The sequence below is a fragment of the Paenibacillus sp. T2-29 genome, assembly GCF_052921365.1.
In genome coordinates, this window is sequence record NZ_JBREVE010000001.1 from 370,040 (window position 1) to 391,821 (window position 21,782).

Here is a 21,782-nt window from a genome sequence, read left to right on the forward strand (position 1 = left end):
CCAAGCAACTTGCACTCCTGAACACATATAATATTAGTTACTAAACGTTAAATATGAATCGGGGGGTTACAACATGCAGCGATTACAGTTTGAAATGATTTTAAGATCGCGGATTGTAGAGTCCGCGCAAGCATTGCATCAAAGTGGTGTATCCTTTGCCACTTTTGCTACCGCGCGTTGCAACCCACAATTTTGGGAGTTAACGGAAAAAGGCGGTTTTCGGATCAAAGCAGGTGTCACTCCGGCGCAAGGAATCAGAGATATCTTTATAAACGGTCAACAATACGCTTTTGAATGTGCAACAGCAATGGTTATTGTGTTGTACAAAGGAGTACTGGATTCCATTCTAGAAAGTGAGTTTAATCAGATTTTTGCAGATATGCTGTTGTATGATTGGCACTATGACAGTGATCTCAGGCTTATACAACAGCAAGGTAGCCATAAAGCGGTTTCTGGGGACATTCTGTATTTTAAAAATCCAGATGTGTCGTCCGATGCATTGGAATGGAAGGGAGAAAATGTCGTCAAACTGAAGGAAGATTCTTTCTATGGCCATGGGATTGGCATCTTGCCGGCTCAAGGTATTATTGATTCTCTTAATCGACATCGTCGCCCGGATGCCACGGTATCTGCTTATTTGACGAATGAAGTGATCTACCCTGACTTCGTTTACCTATCCCAGTTCGCACCCGAAGAAAACCGAAAAAATGAACTATCAATGAATACATTTTATTACCAAGAATTCAGTCACTGTATACATGCTGTCATTGGTGGAAGGCAGTATATTCAGGAATAGAGGCCGAGTTCATACTAAAAAGAAGGTATTCCTAGGCCACGCTCGCCTTGGGGATACCTTCTTGAGAGCACACTTTTAATTTCAATAACTTTTACAAGTAAGCCGGTCCAGATTGACTTTGGTCAGTATTAGCATTTGCAGGTACCTGTGGAGGTGGAGTCTGCATGTTGCTGCCTGAATTCTGGAAGATAGACTGAACCTTATCGATCAGGTATGGTGTGGAGTCGATGATTTTCTCAAACAGATGCGTTTGATTGTCCAGCGGAACGATTTGTGCTCCCTGTTTGCCAACAACTAGAAAGGCAATGGGATGAATAGATACACCACCACCGCTACCGCCACCAAAAGGATGTACTTCCTTCCCACTATGATTACCGGATGCTGAGGAAGTATGGAGTGCCTCTTCATCTACGTTAAAATCACTTCCCCCGGCTGCGAACCCAAATCCTACCTTACTGATTGGCAAAATAACGGAACCATCGGGTGTTTCCACCGCGTCTCCCACAATCGTATTCACGTCCACCATGGCCTTGATGTTCTCCATCGCGGTTTGCATGAGCCCTTGAATCGGATGATCTGACATGTTTTATTCCTCCTCTGCTTATCTCAAGCGTAGACTGCTTTTCTTTCGCTATTGTGCGCAAAGGTTCAGGGAAATATGTATGTTAATCCTCTACACTGTTTATTCCTCACTGCTGGCTTGTTGATGCTCAGGATTTTTGGAAATAACCCGCTTCCATGCCTCTGGTCCTCCCGGAACACGCCATATGCGGAAAGCTAATCTGAGCATGGAAAAGATTAAATAACCGAGCGATATTTTTGCTTCACAGTTCAAGATGGTAGTAAAACGTAGTCGGTCCACCCAATAAGGCACAACAAACACCTTTGGGGTACAGTCCATGCGCACAATGCTGGAAGCAAAACCGATCAAGGTCGTTTTCAGTCCCCATAACATACCAGTTGAGGTCGCTGTATAAGCTGCGTCAGCCAGACTAATATTGGTAGACCACTCCATTTTGGACACTGTTACATGGGCCAATGTATGTCGCAGCCATCGCTGTAAAGATTGTGTTCCCTTGAGCAAAACCCGTATATCATGTATAAATTGCTTAATTTTTTCGATATCAATATTTCCGCTATCCACAGAAGCATCCGTTTTATGTATGTTTTTATTGCGGTCAAGCCGATAGAGAAGCCCTTTTTTCAAACCTGTTATGAGAATGGCTGGAATATCGTAATCCATTTTGACCAACCCGTATAGAATTCTGATCTCTAGATGCGCCCGATCATCATTGTCATGCTTGGCAATTTCCAGCTTCAACCGAATACGAGAGAGCAGAATAGCCAGTACGATGAATATAAAGATGATGATGGCGATACTGATCCATTTCCACACTGGCGAGTCCTCCCTACCCTTTTGCTATAGAATATCATGGCAAAAATAGTATGACCCTTCGGCGGAAAATCATGCATCTTAAAATGCCAAACAGCCAGCCCTCAACAACGTAAGGACTGGCTGTCTTTTGAATTTTATGAACTTAGGATTCCAGATCCGAATCGTTCTCCGCAGGCTGGCTGCTCTCCAGACGCTCGAACAATAGCTGTGTCTCTTCTTCCAAATTGTCTGAATCCTCGAATTGCTCCGGTTGCGGTAGATCTTCGAGCGAACCTAGACCGAAATAATCCAAGAATGATTTCGTCGTTCCATACAATATTGGTCGTCCGATGGCTTCAGCTCGACCTTTCTCTTCAATGAGCTCCTTGTTGACCAGTGTATGTATGGCCCGCTCGGATTTGACACCCCGAATTTCTTCGATTTCAACTCTTGTAATGGGCTGGCGATAGGCCACAATAGCCAATGTCTCCAAAGCAGCTTGAGACAGTGAGGCACGTGCCGGAGAGTAGGCGAGCTTTTCAAAATAGGGTGCATGTTCGGATAAGGTTGCAAGCTGATAATGACCAGCAATACGGACAAGCTGCAGACCTCTTCCTCCCTGCTCCATGTCCTGTTTCATATCCTCCAGACACTTTTCAACCAGCTCTTGCTGCTGCTCTACAATGTCGGCGATCTGCTTGGTGGACAACCCTTCCTCTCCCGCAAGAAACAGCAGCCCCTCAATAATTGATTTCAGCTTCAGATAATCCATTAACCCGTAAATCCCCTCTCCACTCCATTACAATATCATCGAAAAGCTTCTCCTGATAACAGAAGATTTGCTTCATTTTCATCAATTCAAGGATAGCCAAAAAGGTTACAACCACCTCATGCCGATACATGTCCTCATGCATCAGCTTGGAGAACAGCAGCCGTCCTCCAGTCCCCACCATCTCTAACGCCCCGATAACTTGCCGGATACGGTCCTTGACTGAAATTTCGTCCCGATGAACACGGGTTACCGTCGTACGTCGTTCAGCTTTGCGCAATGCACGCTGAAAGGCCGCGACCAAATCACTTGCATGCAGCCCATGCACCGGATTCGCGGGTTCGGTTGGCAAGAATGCGCTCAAATCTTCCGGCTCCTTGCCATAAATCAGACTCCGTTCCCACTCCCGTTCACTCAGGTGGCGAGCAATCCCTTTGTATTTGCGATACTCCACCAGCTTGCGAACCAGTTCCTCGCGTGGATCATAGTCCTCTTCTTCATAATAATCCAAATCGTCATATTCCATCACAGGTGGCTTGGGAAGCAACAATTTACTCTTAATGGATAAGAGCGTCGCCGCCATCACTAGAAACTCGCTTGTAATGTCCAGCTCCAGCTCCTGCATACTGTGCAAAAAAGCCATGTACTGATCAGTAATATCGCTAATCGGGATATCCTGAATGTCGATCTCGGCTTTATCAATCAGATGCAACAGTAGATCCAGCGGACCCTCGAATGTTTCCAGCTTGTAATTTACGACTGTCAATGTGCTTCCCCCTGCCTTACTCCAATCATCATTCAACAATACCTTTCCCCATTAGCACTTATGCTCTACGTTATCAATCCCTCTTTCTGTAGTATATACGTCATCGCCTTGCTTAACAATCCAATCCCTTTTCCACTTTGCAGTTTATGCCGTTCTTTCAGCCATTTATATCATTAGAACTGCTTACCGAGATTGGCCATTTCAATCGCAGCCAGCGCAGAATCCCAACCTTTATTACCAGCCTTCGTACCTGCTCGTTCAATAGCCTGCTCAATATTTTCCGTAGTCACTACACCAAAAATAATGGGGACACCCGTTTTCAGACTGCTTGCCGCCACACCCTTGGCCACTTCATTGCAGACGATATCATAGTGTGAAGTAGAGCCACGGATAACCGTGCCAAGCGTAATGACGGCATCATATTTTCCGCTTGCAGCCATTTTTTGTGCAATAAGTGAGATTTCAAATGCACCCGGCACCCATGCTACATCAATTTCATCTTCCTGTGCACCATGTCGTTGAAGTGCGTCAAGCGCACCACTTAACAGTTTGCTTGTAATAAACTCATTAAATCTGCCCACCACAATACCATACTTTAAACCACTTGATACAAGATTACCTTCCAGAAAACGTGCCATGCTTATCAACCTCTCTTTTTTTTGAATTTTTTACAATGACAAACGACGACGGTATTCAATTAAATGTTGAATGCTAATCAGCTTCAATTGATGTAGCTTGGCGATCACGGCCAAATCAGGCAAGCGGGCCATTGAGCCATCTTCTTTTATAATTTCGCAAATGACCCCGGCGGGCTTGAAGCCGCTGAGTCGTGCCAGGTCGACAGCCGCTTCAGTATGACCGGCGCGTTGCAGGACCCCACCATTGCGAGCAATTAGCGGGAACATGTGACCAGGTTTGCGGAAATCGCTGCCCGTGATTGCTTCGTCGGCTAAGGCGCGAACAGTCAAAGAGCGCTCGGCCGCTGAAATCCCCGTTGTTGTCTTCATATGATCTACCGATACCGTAAAGGCGGTACCGTGAAAATCTGTGTTTTGCTCTACCATAGGATGCAATTCCAATGCCTCGGCTCTGTGCTGTGTGATCGGCACGCAGACCAACCCGCGACCTTCTGTAATCATGAAGTTGATGACCTCAGGCGATGCTTTCTCAGCCAAAGCGATAAAGTCGCCTTCATTTTCCCGCTGTTCATCATCCACTACAATAACGACTTTGCCGTTCTTTAAATCCTCCAATGCTTCTTCGATGGAATCCAATCGAATCTCTTCGTCATGGTGCAACTCGCCCTGCTCCATGATATTTGTCGTCGCACTTGTTTGGATGCCTCTATCCATAACCCTCTCCTCCTTATGTCTTATGTCACGAATGCTCCTGAACCAAATTTTCTATCATTCTGTATCAGGCTGTATCAAGCAAAGCCGTGTTTCGCCAAATAGTCCAAACTAAGAGGAGCTTGATCTGCTCTCTTCATCGGTACTGAACCTCTGTAATGTAAAAGCTGCTCCACATATTTGCCCAATATGTCGCATTCAATATTCACAGTGTCTCCTTCACGTTTGGCTTGTAAGGCCGTTTCAGCTAAGGTGTGGGGGATGATGGATACGGCAAAGCTATCTCTCGTACGCTGCGCGACTGTGAGGCTGATACCATCAATTGTAATTGACCCTTTGAGGAGAACATATTTAAATAATGCTTGATCAGAAGGCTCAACTTCGAACACAACTGCATTCTGGTCTGATGTTACTCCGCGAATTGTACCCGTCCCGTCCACATGTCCCTGTACGATATGTCCTCCGAACCTTCCATTCGCCGCCATCGCTCGCTCTAGGTTGACTCGGCTACCGGATCTGAGTTCCCTTAGATTACTGCTGCGAAAAGTCTCTGGCATCACATCAACCTTAAAATCTTTAGTACCAATCTGTATTGCCGTCAGGCAAACACCATTTACCGAGACACTATCGCCGATTTTCAAATCGCCCAATACCACAGAACCCGAAATCCCCAGCACCATCGCTTCACCGCTTTTGGAAATACTTTGAATGCGACCCACTTCCTCGACCAATCCGGTAAACATGCTTTCACTCCTTTCCACTACATTTCAGTTTATCCCTAATTCATCTGCTGTAAGCGCAAATAACCCCCAGTCAGGATTCAATCCGTCATGGGGGTGATGAGAGTCACATATGTAGTATACAAGCGCAGTTCATGTATGTCTTAAAATGACATGAAATCATAGGTTTGCCAAAAGAAAGCATGATCGAAGATACAGCAATTACGCTCAGAACGTTATCAAAAAGAAAGCTAAAAAAAGCTATCGTCTGATGCTGTCCTACAACGAAATAAGCCGTACGTACTTTTAAGTATGCTAAAAAATTGGCACATGCCACGTCATGCACATGCGCTTCGTATCCTTCTCCCATCCAGACTATACTGTCGGTCCCGGAATTACACCAGGTCCACCTTCTGCTGATTGTTCAGCATCCGGGTCACGGACTAAGCCATGCTGTGTTCGCAGAAGCGATTCACAAACATGTCATCACCGCCGGTGGGGAATTTCGCCCCGCCCCGAAGGATCTTGCTCTTATTTAATTGAATTAACATTAAACTTGTTACGTATATTAGCACCGACTTCAAAAAAAAGCAAGTTATCTAATAGAAGCTCCTGCTTTGGTTTTGACATATTGGCTGGAGAGTTCTTCAAACCAGGTTTTATCATTCATATGAAGTGCCAGATCAATCAGATCGGCCAGTTCGTCGACTCCAAGCTGTGTATCATGGTCAAAGGTAATAACGGCCGAAGCGACAGGTCCTCGCTCTCCCTCAGAACATGCTTCATAATCCAGTCGCACATCCACATGCCCATCAATAAACTCGCATTTTAAAAAATAAATAATTTCACACATTAAAATAGGGCGCACTTGTGTTTCTAACACACAATCCATCACCTTGGCAGAATAATGCTGGTTCGTCAGCGTGAATTTGTGTTCTGTTGCCGCCAGCGATGCTCGTCCAAAATCATCCGTAAACTTGAGTTCCACTGGCGTGATGTTCATAACCTTGGGGATTTGCTTCTTTATAATTTCAATTATTTCAACTGTATTCAGCTTAATCATTACCTGCACCTCATTGCATCTTAAAATTCAGAAGAAAACTTTATAACATGCCTTCTATAGGCCTCCACTCCTATATCGGAAATCATTACCTGTTTTTTTATGCCTCAGTCCATAAACGCAAAAAAAGATTCCTTGCGCAGCAAGCGCAAGGAATCTCAATCGAACTGGTGCCGAAACAGCGGCTAACAATGTTACACGATTATTATGCAAAAAACAGAATTATAACTCCGAAATTTCATGTTTCTTTTTCAGGATAGTCCAGCGACGCTCAATCTCCTGCTCAAAGGTAGCCAGCGTTGCTTCCTCTTTGAGAAGATGCTTCGTTTTACCCATTAATTTCAGCCATTCTGCGGCTGGAATCCGTTTTCCCTTGTCTTCCGGATTGTACGTAATCGTCGTGCTTCCCTGCTCGATTTCGTACAAAGGAAAGAAGCAAGACTCAACTGCGGCGCCTACGATGCTAGTACCCAGTCTGTCTTCGGATTTCCAGTTGAGCGGACAGGCGCACAGAATTTTACCATAAGCCGTACCGACGTTGTTGGCATACCATTGAGCCTTGGCCGCTTTGCGCAGCATATCCTGCGGATGACTTTCGGCTGCTGTAAAGGCATACGGGATGTTACAGGCGGCCATGATTTGCACGGTATCCTTATGATGCCCTTGCTTCCCTTTTTGCATTTTTCCTACACCCGATGTACTGGTCATATGCCCCATTGGAGTGGAGTATGACTGCTGCGAACCTGTATTCATGTACCCCTCATTATCATATTCCAGCATAATCAGTTTATGGTTACGCAGAGCCGCACCAATTGCAGAACCCATACCGATATCCATCCCACCGTCACCACTGATCATGATAAAGGTTGGATCATCAGATATCTCAATTTCATTACGTCGCTTCATCTCCATGTAAGCTTCCAGCGCACCTGAAAGGGTAGCGGCCCCGTTTTGAAAAAGATTGTGGATCATCGGTTGCTTGTGTGATGTATATGGATACCCTGTCGTCACCACATAAACGCAGCCAGTCTGGAATAGTACGACAATATCGCCTTCAATTCCTTTAAAAAATAGCTCAAGCGCAGACAAGGCTCCACAACCAGGACAAGCCCCATGCCCTGGTGTAAGACGGCGTGGTTTGGTTGTCAACGAACGCAGAGGTGGTACCTTGACTTTGAGCTTCCCAGTCGCCTCGTCCGGCGTAACCTGAATCAGCCCCGTACGGTATGCATTGCCACGTGGTGGCTGCATGACTTGCGGCATCACCTTGTCTGGAGATCCTGGATTAACCCCGTAATAATCAAAAGGCTTCTCCGCGCGTCCAGCCTCTGCCGCCTGAATCGCAAGCTGGAAGAAGGCCTCTGCATCTTCCGCATAAAAGTCCTTACCACCCAAGCCAAAGATACGGCTTAACACGATGGTTTGGTTCAACGGGTCCTCCTGCAACGCCGCCTTGATTTCGTGCGTCAAATTACCGCCATCCGATCCGTATGAATCTGCACGTTCACCCACCAGCAGCGCCTTGACATGACGCAATGCCTCTCGCAATTGTGCAGCAGGAAATGGCCGGATGATATTCGGACGAATCACACCCGCTTTAATGCCGCGCGTGCGGAGTTGATCCGCCACATCCTTGGCCGATTCGGCCGCCGAGTTCAGCAGGAAGACCGCAACCTCGGCATCTTCCATATGATACAGGTCCAAAATCGGATATTCCCGCCCGGATAAAGCGGCATATTCTGCTGCTACCTGCTCATATACTCCTTCTGAAAGCTTCAACGCTTTGGACAGTTGAGCGTGATTATTCGTCAGGTCATCGCCGTTCATATGCGCACCCACAGTGACAGGATGATCAAAATCCGTAATATTCGGATAATTTAGGTTCGGGTTGGGGCCTACAAAATCGCGCACGGTCTCTGCATCGGCAAAATATTGCACTTTACGTTTTTGATGGGACGTATAAAAACCGTCGTATGCGACCATTACAGGCAACCGTACATCGCTATGCTCTGCAATTTTCAGAGCCATAATGTTCATATCATACACAGCCTGTGGCGTACTTGCCGTCAAAATGACCCAGCCTGTATTCAAACCATAATACAGGTCCGAATGATCCCCCCGAATATCCAAGGGACCACTGACAGCTCTTGTCACCAGATTCATAACCATAGGAAAACGGGTACCCGACTGAACAGGCAACTGCTCCAGCATGTATAGGAAACCTTGCGAACTGGTAGCGTTCACAACCCGCGCTCCTGCTGCCGCAGCTCCATAACAAATCCCTGCCGATCCGTGTTCTCCATCTGCTGCAACCAGTTTAATATTATGCTGACCACGCGTTTTCATTTGATCCAGATACTGTGCTACCTCAGTCGATGGCGTAATCGGGAAATATCCCATCATATGATAATTGATCTGCGCAGCCGCCGTAGCTGCCATTTCATTACCGGATTCGAATGTTGTCACTTGTGCGGCGCCCGTCTGTTTGAGTTCTTCCTCCAGCTTTGCCATTACGCACGCCCCCCTTCATATACTGGAAATTGGTGGGCAACGCGATTCTGCTCCGCCCAGCCCCATTGTTCGCGACGCGAGCTTAATGCCCCCGACGGGCAAATATCTACACACTTCAGACACCCTTTGCAATACTGGTAATCAATCCCTTGCAAAAACGGCATCATTCTTCCGCGTTTGTCTGCTTGCTCTTCCCATACAAAGCAGTAATCCGGGCAAATCGAATCACACTTGGCACAATGAGTACATTTATCAGCTTCATACTCAGGTACATAACCCTGACGTGAACCACTAACATCTTTCGTCATGCTGTTGCCCTGAGTTGCAATAACGCCCCCCAGCAATTGAGTTTCGTACCCTAGCAAAGGCTGCGGACGTTCAAAAACCCGATCCTGCGCATCAGCAGTAACCGGATATACATGTAGTTGCATTTCTTCAAAACCACGATTAAACGTACGCAGATTAGGTTCCACTAATTGTGGATTTTTCTTTTCAAAAGTACTGCGAATAACCGATCTCATTGCTTCCGGGTCCAGGAAATCACAGACACGGAACAAGGCACCTAGCATGGACGTATTTAGTTTGGTCCGCTCTTCCAGTGCGATACCCATCGCATCCACCACTGCTAATGTACCGGATACCAGTCCCAAATCAGCCCGTATTTCTTCTGCCGGACGTGTGGAATTTACCACTACAATCCCATCTGCTGGCAGGCCGCTGATTACATTTACCGTTTTGTATAACGTTTCATGGAAAATGCCTACCACATGCGGTTGCTCGATCGGACTGTGATCGCGAATATCCACCTCCGGCTCACAGAAGCGAACAAAGCTTTTAACTGGAGATCCCTTCTTTTCCGAACCGTAGGATGAGAAATTTGAAGCATTCAGCCCCAGACCAAGTACCCCGGTTTCGGCCAACATTTTGCCAGCCAGATTTGCGCCGAGACCACCAATGGATTCCAGCCGGATTTCAAAAAATCCGAGTCGATTTGTGCGCGTTAAAATAGACAATGTGATAAGCCCCCTTCTTTTCCAACTCTTACTGAGCTTGAATACTCATATAAAATAAATGGAAATGCATTCTTATGAAAAGGCTATCACAACACTTACTTTTCGAATGTGATCTTACGCACTGTAATACCTACGTGATTGTAAAAATCAGCAAACCGTCAAACAAAAGACAACAAAAGCCGCCCTGTCCAAAGACAGAACGGCTTAGGTGCAACGCTATTTAAAGGAATTCAAATCATGCATGTAATGGTAAATTACACGTCAAATACTTTAACCTCTTTCATTTTGTCGCCTTGTTTTACAGCATCAATGAATTCCATACCTTTGGTTACTTTACCAAATACAGTATGTACTCCATCTAAATGCGGCTGTGGAGCGTAGCAAATAAAGAATTGACTGCCACCTGTGTTGCGACCTGCATGAGCCATGGACAGAACGCCTTTGGCATGCTTTGTTGTATTCGTAGCTGTTTCACAGTCAATGGTGTAGCCAGGACCGCCAGTACCATTACCGATCGGACAACCCCCTTGAGCAACAAAGCCCGGGATGACACGGTGGAAGCTCAAACCATTGTAGTAACCGCTGTTTGCCAGCTTTTCAAAGTTAGCAACGGTGTTTGGAGCTTCTTCTGGGAAAAAGTCAATTTCGACGATACCGCCGTTTTCAAGATCTATTCTACCTTTTTTCATTGTTTGTATCTCCTTTTCAACCTGTTTTGAGAACTAAATAACATCAAGTTCCAGTTTACTATGAATTGGCGCGCTTAGCAAAGCCTTGTCCAAAAAAAAGGGGCCATTGTCCCCGGTCTATTATTACCGACGCAATGGCCTGCTTGAATTTAGAATTCCACAATCAGGACGAAACCGTAATCTTAGCATTGGGCTGAACCACTGAACTGGCTTGATCACGAACCAAGCGCTGTGGCAAAACATCATTGCGAACGATATCCTCGTAGGTTTCCCGACGCACTACCAGCTCGGCCTCACCGTTGTTGACAAATACAACTGCTGGTCGGCGTATCCGGTTATAATTGCTCGCCATGGAGTAATTATAAGCTCCGGTTGAGGCAACAGCGAGCAAGTCTCCGCTATTCGGGCGAGGCAGTTCTACATCCCAAATAAGCATATCGCCGCTTTCACAGCATTTGCCTGCAATGGACACTGTCTCTTCGTTCGCATCTTGGGCTCGATTAGCCAGCATTGCTTCATACTTGGCCTGATACAGTGCAGGACGTGGATTATCTGTCATTCCGCCGTCTACAGAAACGTATTTACGAACCTGCGGAATATCCTTGATGCTTCCTACCGTATACAAGGTTGTACCTGAATCACCTACAATACTGCGTCCCGGCTCAATCCAAATTTCTGGAAGTTCATCGTAAAGCCCTGAAAAATGAGTTTTTACCGCTTCGCCGATAGCCTGTACATAGGTGGATAGTTTCAGCGGTGTGTCCTCCTCTGTGTAACGGATACCAAATCCCCCACCGAGATTAATCACCTTGAAGGAATACTGAAGCTGTTCCTTAATCTCCCTGCAAAAAACTGCGACCCGCTCGGCAGCCATTTGGAAGCCATTGACTTCGAAGATTTGCGAGCCGATATGAGAATGTACTCCCAGCAGATTAAGATGATCCAGCTTGATAGCCTGTTCCACCGCTTGACGGGCTGTGCCATTCGCAATGTCAAAACCAAATTTTGAATCTTCTTGACCTGTGGCCATATATTCATGCGTGTGCGCCTCAACCCCCGGCGTAACCCGCAGTAAAACATTGACCTGTTGTCCTTTTTCAGAGGCGAGAGCCTGTAACAAATGCAATTCCATCTTGCTATCAACGACAAAGCAGCCAATTTGCGCCTCTAACGCCATTTCAATTTCTTCCGGCGTCTTGTTATTGCCATGAAAATGGATTCGTTCTGCCGGGAATCCTGCTTGCAGTGCTGTGAACAGCTCTCCGCTGGAAACAACGTCGAGCGACATCCCTTCTTCAGCAGCTAAAGCGCACATTGCCATAACACAAAATGCTTTGCTTGCATAAGCCACTTGAAACTTTAAACCGGTCTCACGAAATGCTTCTATAAATTCCCGGCAGCGCCGGCGGACTAACTGTTCGTCTACAATATATAGCGGCGTGCCAAAACGCTCTTTCAAAAGCGTGGTATCACATCCGCCAATCTCCAAATGTCCATTGCTGTTAATTTTACTGCTTCCATGCAAATACATGTTCTGGCGCCTCTCTTTCTGGAACAAGCTAGTCATATTCCATCGAATGTTTACACCAGTATAGCAAAAAAAACATCAAGAACAATGGATTTTTATTCAGAACATTTACATTAATGCTCCTGTCCATTGCCTGAGTTCGAATCTGTGTTGGCATCCGTATGGGGCATACGCGTATTGTCCCTCGTTTTATTAAATGACGGGCGGTTAGGCGCATCAAGTACAGGCATACGGAACAAGATGGAAGCTAACGCTTTGGCATTAAAAGGAATAAACGGCCACAAATACGAAGAATTATATGACCGATGCAGCGTCAGCATCAAAATGATCAGTGTCGTGCCCACGACAAAGCCTGGTACGTGAAAAATAGCAACAGCAATCAGCAGGAATAGTCGAATCAGTCTATTCGCGAGCCCCAGCTCATAGCTCGGTGTTGCGAACATTCCTATGGCAGCAACAGCCATGTACAATACGACTTCATTTACGAACAGTCCCGTCTTAACCGCTATATCACCAACCAGAATGGCTGCAATCAACCCCATGGCGGAAGCCAATGGTGTCGGAGTATGCACAGCTGCCATTCGCATAAGATCTACCCCTAGTTCCACAATGATAAACTGGGCAATCAGCGGAAAATGTGCTTCCTTTTGAGGGCCGATAAAATCGAGAAACGCCGGTTTTAATTCGGGATTGATAACCATTAGCAGCCACATCGGAAGCAGAAACATCGAGGCGAATATGCCTATAAAACGTACCCAGCGTAAATAGCTACCCATAAAAGCGGTTTGCCGATTCTCTTCTGCATGCTGGCACAGGTCAAAAAAAGTGGTAGGCAAAATCATTACGCTGGGTGAGGTATCAACGAAAATTACGAGCCTTCCTTCCATAATATGCGAAGCCACAACATCTGGTCGCTCTGAATATCGTACTAATGGATATGGATTCCAACCTTTATTGATAATCGTCTCCTCTAATTGCTTATCAGCCAGTGGAATACCATCCAGATTAACATTTTTAATTTTGTCTCGTACCGTATCCACCATGACCTTATCCACAATATCATCAATGTAGCCCAAGCATACATCTGTTCGAGTTCGGCGTCCGACCTGCATGGCCTCGAATTTAAGTCCGGGGTCTCGCAAACGCCGACGCACTAAACCTACATTTGTAAGCATCGTTTCAGTAAAACCATCACGTGCACCGCGCACAACTCTCTCCAAGGAAGGTTCTTCTGGGCTCCGTACAGGGTAATTACGAGTATCCAGAATAACAGCAAAACGCTCGCCTTCCATGAAGAGAGCACTCATTCCCGTCAGTACCTTGTTTATGACAACGGACATCTTATCCGTCTTCTCCACCTGTATATGTGGAATAAAATTTTCGAAATACGCTTGAAGTCCAGCTGAAGTCATGTCATCCGGCGTCAGATAGGTGAGCCGCTTTAGCACCTCAAGCATGATCTGATCCTTGGCAAAGGTATTCAAGAACAAATACCCGATATGGCGGCCACCTGTTGTCATTTCCCTAAATACAACATCAAAGGTTTCTCCCAAACCCAATACCATCTTAAGGGTTTCACGATTTTCCTTCATCTTTGGCGAAATATCATCCTCAATCTGCCAATAACGAATGGATTCCTCTACATTATCAGAACGCTCGCTTTCTTTTTTGTGCTTAAGACGGGCGGCTTCCTGCTCCTGCTTTTGCTTCCAGGAGCCCAAACTTTCCCCGTCAGTATGATTTTCCCTTCCAATTGCTCCGTCTCCATGATAATGCTCCTGCTGATCCTGATCCGTTCTGTGATCCATACTTCTTGCCCCCTTCTCTTTCACTATTAACGGTTGTATACAAACCAATCAAATAAGGAACCCGTTACCTTGCCAAGCACCATTGCCATTAACAGACCGAACATGTATACAGTCATATGGAGTCGCTTGGCCAGTATCGGCAGGAGATTCAGCACCTCTGTTAGAGCCGCGGCGAGCAAGCCAATAAACACTCCGCAAAACAAACCAGGTATCCATGTAAATATGCCCGGTAATGGCAAGCAGATGTTCCAAAAATCGACCACGGTTCCCGCCACTGAACCTAAAATCATCGCCTTTTCGTATGCACGTGATTTTTTATACGTCCGGGTGAGTTGTGCTAATCGCGGCATAATATCCAGCACAATAAAAAAAGCAATCACACCGCTACCTACCGCCAGCCCCCCAGCGATACCCAAAATAATCTGAAGTGCAGCCTGTACAAATATCATGGTTTCTTATCCTTTGGCTGCAAACGAGCCATCTTTTCATACTCCTCTGCCACAACATACTGATCCACATTTTCCTGATACAGATACATTTCCACCTCCAGTGGCGTCGGCTCCTCATTCCATTTTTTCTTGAACAAGTGATTAAAAAATACGATCATACCAAAGCCGATGCCGATCGAGTAAGCAATTTGGAACAAGTACGGGTGCTCATCCTTTTGTCCCGTAATCATTTCTACAATCCGAACCTGTACCTCCATCATGCTAACGTCAGCATGAAAGTTCATAATCGTCAGCGCAGAGCCAAAAAACAGAAGCAACCATACCAACACGAACAGTATTTTGGATGGCTTACGGGGTCTCTCCACGAGTTCCACAAGTACATGCGGTTTCCCGAGAGATTCAATTACAACTCCCGGAATATGATCTCTAATTTTTGATATGATCTGTAGCATGTCCACCAGTATCAGGTTACCGTCCTGCTTCTGCGGCCGCTTGAGAACAAGTTCAAGCAGATCCTTTTCCCATTCGGGCTCCGTCAGCAGATGGGCTACATCGCCCAAATGTAAATCCTGCCCTTGGATCATACGCACACGGCTGCGGAGCCGCAAGTAGACAATAGGAGCCGGACTATGATTCATCCGATTCCCTCCTTATCCTCGTAATTACCGATTAGTATGGAGCGAAGCAAGCAAACCTATTCTGTATATTGTCTTTTGTCACACGCAAAAAAGAGTACTCCTGGCCATTAAAATGGCTTTGGAATACCCTTTAAAATGCGTAAGCATAAAGTTTTACTAAAATCCTGCCCTTTATTATTGGGCAATCTGATCGCGGATCAGTTGTAAAATCTTTTTTTCCAATCGTGATACCTGCACCTGAGAAATACCAAGACGACTTGCAACCTCTGATTGAGTCTGATCCCGATAATAACGCAGGTACACAATCAATCGCTCCCGCTCAGATAATCCGTCAATGGCCTCATTCAGCGCCAGCTTGTCGAACCATCTTTCCTGTGATTCGTCGGCAATCTGATCCATAAGTGTAATCGGGTCCCCGTCATTTTCAAACACCGTTTCGTGAATCGAGGTAGGAGGCTTATTCGCCTCCTGCGCAAAAACAACATCCTCCGGTGTCACTCCCAGCTCATCAGCAACCTCCTTGACTGTAGGCAGACGATTGAGCCGTTTGGATAGCTCGTCCTTCATTTTGCGGACCTTATTGGCTGTTTCCTTCAAGGAACGGCTAACCTTGAGTGTACCGTCATCTCGAAGGAACCGTTGAATTTCACCGATAATCATAGGTACCGCATACGTTGAAAATTTGACTTCGTAGCTGAGATCGAATTTATCCACCGATTTTAACAATCCGATGCAACCAATTTGAAAAAGATCGTCAGGTTCATACCCCCGGTTCATAAAGCGCTGCACGACAGACCAGACGAGCCGGATATTACTATTGACCAGTGTCTCACGAGCATCATTATCACCAGATTGGCTCAGTGCAATAAGCCGCTTGACCTCTGCATCCTCCAAATAGCTGTGCGAAGTTTTTTTTCCTCCTGCTTCCATAGGATCAACTCCTAATTATATAAAGCTTTCTTGGATTCAATCCTTTTCTTCATCCGGACCGACGTGCCTCCGCCCGGCTCACTGACTGCTTCGAACTCATCCATGAAATTTTCCATAATCGTAAAGCCCATGCCAGAGCGTTCCAATTCAGGCTTGGACGTATAGAGAGGCTGCTTGGCCAGCTCCAGATCCTCAATTCCCCGTCCTGCATCCTCAACGACCAACGTAATCACGTCCGCTTCAATCCCAACTTTAATCGTTACAACACCTGACGGATCGCTGTCATAGCCGTGAATAATACTGTTTGTCACCGCTTCAGACACGACGGTCTTCAAATCGCTAAGCTCATCCATTGTGGGATCAAGCCTGGAAATAAAGGCTGCCACAGCCACGCGGGCAAATGCTTCATTTTCCGATTTGGCGGCAAACTGCAAGCTCATGAAATTGTTCCCCGTGCCTTCTCTCATGACACAACCTCCAATTCCGTGAGCGCATTTCCCTCGTTGTCATAGATGGGCATGATTTTAAATAAGCCTGACATATCCAGCAGTCGATGTACCGGCGGATTGACATCACAGACTGCCATTTTCCCGCCCTTTTGCTTGATCAGTTTGTATCGTCCCAAGATAACGCCAAGGCCGGAACTATCCATAAACTGAAGATTCTTCAGGCTGAGCACGATATGCTCGCATTGCCGGCGTTGAATCGCCTCATCCATTTGCATACGGACCATATCCGACGTATGGTGATCAAGTTCACCAGACAGCCTTACAATAAGTACTCCCCGGTGATGCTCCATTTCAATTTGCAGGTTCATGCTTGCTCACTCTCCTCCCGGTCTTGGACAAGGATTTCTACGTAGTCGCAGACGATTCCTGCCCTCCGACAAAACTAGAAGAAAACCCCGTAAAATCTACAAAGAAAATAGGTTTGACATGGTACGTTTAAACAATTTCCACCAGTCGGCCTTCTCGATCGCCACAGGCGAAGTGATATTAAACTCCTTAAGACGTTGTCCATCCTGATAGACGACCAGCTTACCAACGGGGTCACCCACCCGGACAGGAGCTTTAAGGCTTGGAGTCAGTTGCAGCTCGTGACGCAGTGTTTGTTTGTTGCCGCCTTTTTTCACCAACACACTGTAAGAACGGTCAGCCTGAATTTCCAGCTCTGGTAATACACCTTTTTCAACTTTTACACTGCCCAGCTTTTCACCTGGTTTATATATGGATTTCATTGTATATTGAGAAAATGCGTAGTCGAACATGGAAGAAACCTCATTGTTGCGTATCTTCGTGTTCGGCTCACCGAGTACGACAGCTACTACACGTAAGCCATCACGCTTCGCTGTAGCGGAAAGGCAGAACTTTGCTTCTGACGTATAGCCCGTTTTCAGACCGTCTGCTCCGGTATAGAAGCGAACAAGCTTATTCGTATTCACCAGCCAAAAGGGCTTGACCGAGGATTTGCGCAAATAGTCCTGATACGATCCCGTATATTTCGTAATTTGTGGATATTTCAACAGTTCCCGGCTCATAACCGCAATATCATGCGCAGAGGAATAGTGATTTTCTACGGGTAAACCGTTGCAATTGGCAAAATGCGTATCTTTGAGTCCGAGCTGCTGCACCTTGGCATTCATCATCTCGACAAAAGCCTGTTCAGACCCTGCAATTTTCTCCGCCATCGCTACAGAGGCGTCGTTGCCCGAAGCCATCGCAATTCCCTTCAGCATCTCATCGACCGTCATTTCTTCTCCCGGCTCCAAGAAAATTTGCGAGCCTCCCATTGAAGACGCATACTCACTGGCCCGTACTTTATCGGTCAGCTTGAGCTTGCCATCATGAATGGCCTCCATTGTTAGCAGCATCGTCATAATCTTAGTGATGCTTGCTGGAGGAAGCTTTTCACGACTATTTTTTTCATAGATGACTGTGCCTGTATCTGCATCCATCAAGATCGCCGAAAGAGCCTCGGGAGCCAGCTCAGCTGCTGATCCTACTTTGGTTTTGCTTTCAGGTCTGCTTTCTTCGGCCCAACCGCCGACAGGGACGGCAGTCAAGGCTACCAGACAAGCCAGGATGAACGCCACCACTTTTTTCTTCACAATCGGTCCCCTCCTCAACATATTGGCGTAAAGCACCGGAGTCCATTTACTGATCTCTCCGGTCTATTCGCGTGCTGCTAACCATTGTCGTCAGATTGAAAGAAAAATATTCCATATGGATAAAAACATCAAATAGCACCAAGCTGAGCCAGCATGGTGCTATTTTCCAATCTATAAATGACACAACATGTATCGTCTGTAACAGGATCTATAAAAATCGTTCAAATCCGGCTAACGGTGAGGTATGTAATACCTCCACCCGGTAAAATATCCACTGCATTTTGACTAAACACCCGTATATCAATAAAAGAATTCGCTTCAAGTCTAAGTTCCATTGCTCCACTCAATGCACCATAGTTCAGCCCGCCAATCACCCTGTCATCGAGATATGCATAAGCAGAACTTCCGGCAAGCTGCTCATCATTCAGGTGAAGTGCCAGCCGTGTCCGGTTACCATCTACTTGGGGATCGGTCGAAACGTATACTTGTATTCTGTATTTCCCAGCTCGTTTGGCTCGCCACCGACTATTCGAACCATCGAATTCGGTCAACTCATCATGATTGATTTGATTGAACCTTACTTTCTGCCAGCTACCTGCAGGGATATTTTGCCTTGAACCAAGGTAGGCTTTGACAAAGGTTTCATTCAAATGTTCAATACCGTTATTCGAATATTTCTCTACGAGCAACAACGCTTGCCCTGTCCCATTATTTTCGTCATAACGATGATTGCTATAGCTAAAATCCAAATGTGAGCGAAGTGTCACCTGCTGTGTGGAGGAGCTACCAGAGAAACAAATAAGCTGTTTTAGATTACGGGGATATCCGCCCACCTCGTCCACCAAAACTTTTTTGCCAATGACCACATCCACAAAATAATTGCACACTGATTGGGTGTCATCGTATTTGTCTGCTATCGCCAAAATAGAGTCGCGCAAGGCAACATTTTTGGTTTCTTTCGTAGCACCAATTTGAATAAAAGAAGGTACTGTCACCTTGTGTTCTCTGCTTAGTCCCTCAAACCAGCAGCCTATAAATTCTGCATTCATAAAATCATTTATTAGAATGGGAATATCACTGGGGCTCCCATCCTTAATGTGCTGGCTAGCCATGAATCTCGCCCCGTTAGAACTATTCAGGTCCAGCGCCGTATCGTTTCCGAGCGTAAAAAGCGCAATGCTTGTAAACTGTGAACTTCTGTTCTGCAAGTGAATCCCTATTTTATTGTAATTTATCTCCGTGCATTTAAATAAGTTCACATCACTTTCATAGCCCCAAAAAGCCGTTTCAAAATGCTCAATCAACACGTTATCCAGGACAACGCCGCCGCCCTTCCAATCCTGAATGCCCGTAGTACCTTTGCCATAATACCCGCGCTTCACTGACTGCGAAAACGGATTATTTAAGGTAGCTCTGTCGGTCCCTTCGTACCGGATCGATAAGTCATGGAACTGCACATTTTGAAAGCCACTAAACGATGGCAGACTTTCGTCTCCAATTTGGAAACAAGGGCCCTTGCCATAATATTCAATCGATGTAACTCCCTTACCCTGTCGGTATCTGCCCTTATGAATACCAAAAATGCGCATACCCTGCTTCCGAATCTGAAGGGTAGATGTTATTTTGTATCGGCCGCTGGGGATGTGAAGAATGGAGTAATCGGGGGTCTTGTTAATCAATTCTTGCAAAGATGCCGTGTCGTCCTGAATACCATCACCAGCAGCTCCAAACCAGCTTACGTTTACACTGCGTTCCATGAATTCTTTTTCAATGGCTTTAAAATTGTCATTTAACTGCTGAGGCGTTAACTCTTTGCCCGTACCGCTCAAATTCAACTTCAATCGGTCTGTAAAATCTGCCACCCAAACACCCCCATTGTTAAAAACGTGAAAATACTTTCAGACTATGCCGAAGAATTCTTCATTTTCTTAGCATGGACTGAGTATATGCACAATAAGGCTTGCTCTAGGATCGCGAAAAATGAAAATAAATATTTTATATGATTGTACAAGAAGATACATTTTGTATATTATAGATACATAACGTATCTAGGCGGTGAAACCGTGAAACACATACTCACAGTAGCCGGTTTACTGGCTTTCTCGATCCCCTTTGCCTGTCAGGGTTTGTCTCCCAGAGTGATCACGATTTCCCTGCTTATCTTGTTGTTTAGCTACACCATGCTTCTGCCTTCACTCAAGTCATTAATCGCAACCCTAGCTGATAATCCGTTGCTGACTTTACTCATGATGTACATCGCCGCCTCCTGCATATGGGCTGAACAAGAGCAGACCTCTTCCCTGCTCATGGTTCTCAAATTTATTGCCTTCTCTACCTTTGGACTTTATCTGGTCACCCATTATACAACACAGGGCTGCATACGCCTCTTAGTCGTTACATTAAGTATCCTGAGCGTACTCAATCTACTCGCCGTTGTACTCGTTCCTTCCTTTGCCATTCATGGCGGTGTAGAACATACTGGACTGTGGAAGGGAATCTCCGGTCATAAAAATACACTTGGAACCCTCTCTCTGTTAAGTTTTGTTTCACATGTCATTTATTTTTTCAGGGGCACACGCAAAGCTTTACATATTGGCTTCATCTTACTCAATGCCTTATTACTCATCGAATGCCAATCTACCACCTCATTGGTGCTGACATCTTCACTGTTCGTATTTATTTTGTTTATATTACTATTCAAAAGAATTCGAAGCATCGCGTTGCGGGGGTTCTTTGTTAGCTGTTCCTGCTTACTTGTTCTTTTGGGTTTGGCACTTACCTTTACTTATGGAGATGCGATTGCCTCGGAATTCGGAAAAACAACAACCTTAACCGGAAGAACGGAAATCTGGCAGGGAATTGATGGTGCTATTCAGAGCCACTACTGGTTCGGCCATGGTTATGGCTCCTTCTGGGCAGCCCGGCCCAGCATTTATGCGAACGGCATCCGCTTTGATCTGACCAGCAGCCATAGCGGCTTTCGAGATCTGTGGATCGATGTGGGTCTTATAGGACTACTGGCAACGGTTATACTCGTCGTAACTACCTTATTTAAATTCAGAATCGGCAAAACAGATATGTATACTTGGCTTACGGCAGCCGTCTTTTTCCTGTTCATCGTGTTAAACAATATAACGGATAGCCGTTTTCTGAACTCATTATCCATCTACTGGATTATATTCATGGTCATTGTGATCAAGGTGCAAGAGCGACATAGACTAACTGTAGCAGAAAAAGCGAATACAGCTGCATGGAGCACACGCCCTCTTCACTAG

Annotated in this window: 22 protein-coding genes and 1 riboswitch; of the genes, 2 read left to right on the forward strand and 20 right to left on the reverse strand. The window is 45.9% G+C overall.

The features are described 5' to 3' along the window. The first annotated feature begins 73 nt into the window (after positions 1-73). Positions 74-796 (forward strand): protein-glutamine gamma-glutamyltransferase, encoded by a 723-nt coding sequence (locus ACU1JV_RS02180; protein ID WP_413986570.1) that lies wholly within the window; start codon positions 74-76, stop codon positions 794-796. 91 nt (positions 797-887) lie between these two features. Here the strand turns inward: ACU1JV_RS02180 and ytfJ are convergent, their stop codons facing one another. The 20 genes from ytfJ to ACU1JV_RS02280 form a co-directional block, all read right to left on the reverse strand. Then, on the reverse strand, positions 888-1,379 hold the full coding sequence (ytfJ, locus tag ACU1JV_RS02185; protein WP_013371720.1) for a GerW family sporulation protein: 492 nt from the start codon (positions 1,377-1,379) through the stop codon (positions 888-890). Positions 1,380-1,478: 99 nt separating this feature from the next. Next, positions 1,479-2,192: a DUF2953 domain-containing protein gene (locus tag ACU1JV_RS02190; RefSeq protein ID WP_337683131.1), complete on the reverse strand. Its 714-nt coding sequence runs from the start codon at positions 2,190-2,192 to the stop codon at positions 1,479-1,481. 142 nt (positions 2,193-2,334) lie between these two features. Next, positions 2,335-2,943: an SMC-Scp complex subunit ScpB gene (gene scpB / locus ACU1JV_RS02195; protein ID WP_013371722.1), complete on the reverse strand. Its 609-nt coding sequence runs from the start codon at positions 2,941-2,943 to the stop codon at positions 2,335-2,337. Beyond that, positions 2,912-3,706, reverse strand: a complete 795-nt coding sequence (locus tag ACU1JV_RS02200; RefSeq protein ID WP_040103467.1) for a segregation and condensation protein A — start codon at positions 3,704-3,706, stop codon at positions 2,912-2,914. The genes scpB and ACU1JV_RS02200 overlap by 32 nt, the downstream gene beginning before the upstream one ends. Positions 3,707-3,879: 173 nt before the next feature. After that, positions 3,880-4,344, reverse strand: a complete 465-nt coding sequence (gene ribH / locus ACU1JV_RS02205) for a 6,7-dimethyl-8-ribityllumazine synthase (RefSeq protein ID WP_013371724.1) — start codon at positions 4,342-4,344, stop codon at positions 3,880-3,882. Positions 4,345-4,374: 30 nt separating this feature from the next. After that, positions 4,375-5,058 carry a 3,4-dihydroxy-2-butanone-4-phosphate synthase gene (ribB, locus tag ACU1JV_RS02210; RefSeq protein ID WP_413986571.1) on the reverse strand — a complete coding sequence of 228 codons (684 nt, stop codon included), beginning with the start codon at positions 5,056-5,058 and terminating at the stop codon, positions 4,375-4,377. Positions 5,059-5,132: 74 nt separating this feature from the next. Then, a complete protein-coding gene (gene ribE / locus ACU1JV_RS02215) occupies positions 5,133-5,798 on the reverse strand; it encodes a riboflavin synthase (RefSeq protein WP_025675636.1) in 666 nt (221 codons plus the stop codon). A gap of 330 nt (positions 5,799-6,128) precedes the next feature. After that, a riboswitch (FMN riboswitch) is annotated at positions 6,129-6,301 on the reverse strand. A gap of 68 nt (positions 6,302-6,369) precedes the next feature. After that, positions 6,370-6,837, reverse strand: coding sequence for an IDEAL domain-containing protein (locus ACU1JV_RS02220; RefSeq protein ID WP_058829742.1), 468 nt, complete (start codon positions 6,835-6,837; stop codon positions 6,370-6,372). Between the two features lie 219 nt (positions 6,838-7,056). Further along, positions 7,057-9,345 (reverse strand): thiamine pyrophosphate-dependent enzyme, encoded by a 2,289-nt coding sequence (locus ACU1JV_RS02225; RefSeq protein WP_413986572.1) that lies wholly within the window; start codon positions 9,343-9,345, stop codon positions 7,057-7,059. Next, positions 9,345-10,358: a 2-oxoacid:acceptor oxidoreductase family protein gene (locus ACU1JV_RS02230; protein WP_013371729.1), complete on the reverse strand. Its 1,014-nt coding sequence runs from the start codon at positions 10,356-10,358 to the stop codon at positions 9,345-9,347. The genes ACU1JV_RS02225 and ACU1JV_RS02230 overlap by 1 nt, the downstream gene beginning before the upstream one ends. Before the next feature lie 254 nt (positions 10,359-10,612). Next, positions 10,613-11,047 carry a peptidylprolyl isomerase gene (locus ACU1JV_RS02235; protein ID WP_013310775.1) on the reverse strand — a complete coding sequence of 145 codons (435 nt, stop codon included), beginning with the start codon at positions 11,045-11,047 and terminating at the stop codon, positions 10,613-10,615. Between the two features lie 163 nt (positions 11,048-11,210). After that, positions 11,211-12,578, reverse strand: coding sequence for a diaminopimelate decarboxylase (gene lysA, locus ACU1JV_RS02240; RefSeq protein WP_058711114.1), 1,368 nt, complete (start codon positions 12,576-12,578; stop codon positions 11,211-11,213). Between the two features lie 110 nt (positions 12,579-12,688). Further along, entirely contained in the window at positions 12,689-14,383 is a 1,695-nt protein-coding gene (locus ACU1JV_RS02245) for a spore germination protein (protein WP_013371731.1), read from the reverse strand. A gap of 26 nt (positions 14,384-14,409) precedes the next feature. After that, on the reverse strand, positions 14,410-14,832 hold the full coding sequence (locus tag ACU1JV_RS02250; protein WP_090738848.1) for a stage V sporulation protein AB: 423 nt from the start codon (positions 14,830-14,832) through the stop codon (positions 14,410-14,412). Further along, complete coding sequence (locus ACU1JV_RS02255) at positions 14,829-15,470, reverse strand: stage V sporulation protein AA (RefSeq protein ID WP_025675632.1); 642 nt, start codon at positions 15,468-15,470, stop codon at positions 14,829-14,831. The genes ACU1JV_RS02250 and ACU1JV_RS02255 overlap by 4 nt, the downstream gene beginning before the upstream one ends. 174 nt (positions 15,471-15,644) lie before the next feature. Next, positions 15,645-16,400 carry an RNA polymerase sporulation sigma factor SigF gene (sigF, locus tag ACU1JV_RS02260; RefSeq protein ID WP_064962957.1) on the reverse strand — a complete coding sequence of 252 codons (756 nt, stop codon included), beginning with the start codon at positions 16,398-16,400 and terminating at the stop codon, positions 15,645-15,647. Positions 16,401-16,411: 11 nt separating this feature from the next. Beyond that, positions 16,412-16,867: an anti-sigma F factor gene (gene spoIIAB, locus ACU1JV_RS02265; RefSeq protein WP_013310781.1), complete on the reverse strand. Its 456-nt coding sequence runs from the start codon at positions 16,865-16,867 to the stop codon at positions 16,412-16,414. Then, complete coding sequence (gene spoIIAA, locus ACU1JV_RS02270; protein ID WP_013310782.1) at positions 16,864-17,217, reverse strand: anti-sigma F factor antagonist; 354 nt, start codon at positions 17,215-17,217, stop codon at positions 16,864-16,866. The genes spoIIAB and spoIIAA overlap by 4 nt, the downstream gene beginning before the upstream one ends. 96 nt (positions 17,218-17,313) lie before the next feature. Next, a complete protein-coding gene (locus ACU1JV_RS02275) occupies positions 17,314-18,507 on the reverse strand; it encodes a D-alanyl-D-alanine carboxypeptidase family protein (RefSeq protein ID WP_413986573.1) in 1,194 nt (397 codons plus the stop codon). A 221-nt stretch (positions 18,508-18,728) separates the two neighbouring features. Next, complete coding sequence (locus ACU1JV_RS02280; protein WP_058711117.1) at positions 18,729-20,369, reverse strand: glycosyl hydrolase family 28-related protein; 1,641 nt, start codon at positions 20,367-20,369, stop codon at positions 18,729-18,731. 201 nt (positions 20,370-20,570) lie between these two features. On the opposite strand from ACU1JV_RS02280, the gene ACU1JV_RS02285 reads away from it, so the two are divergent. Then, a complete protein-coding gene (locus ACU1JV_RS02285) occupies positions 20,571-21,782 on the forward strand; it encodes an O-antigen ligase family protein (RefSeq protein ID WP_216974827.1) in 1,212 nt (403 codons plus the stop codon).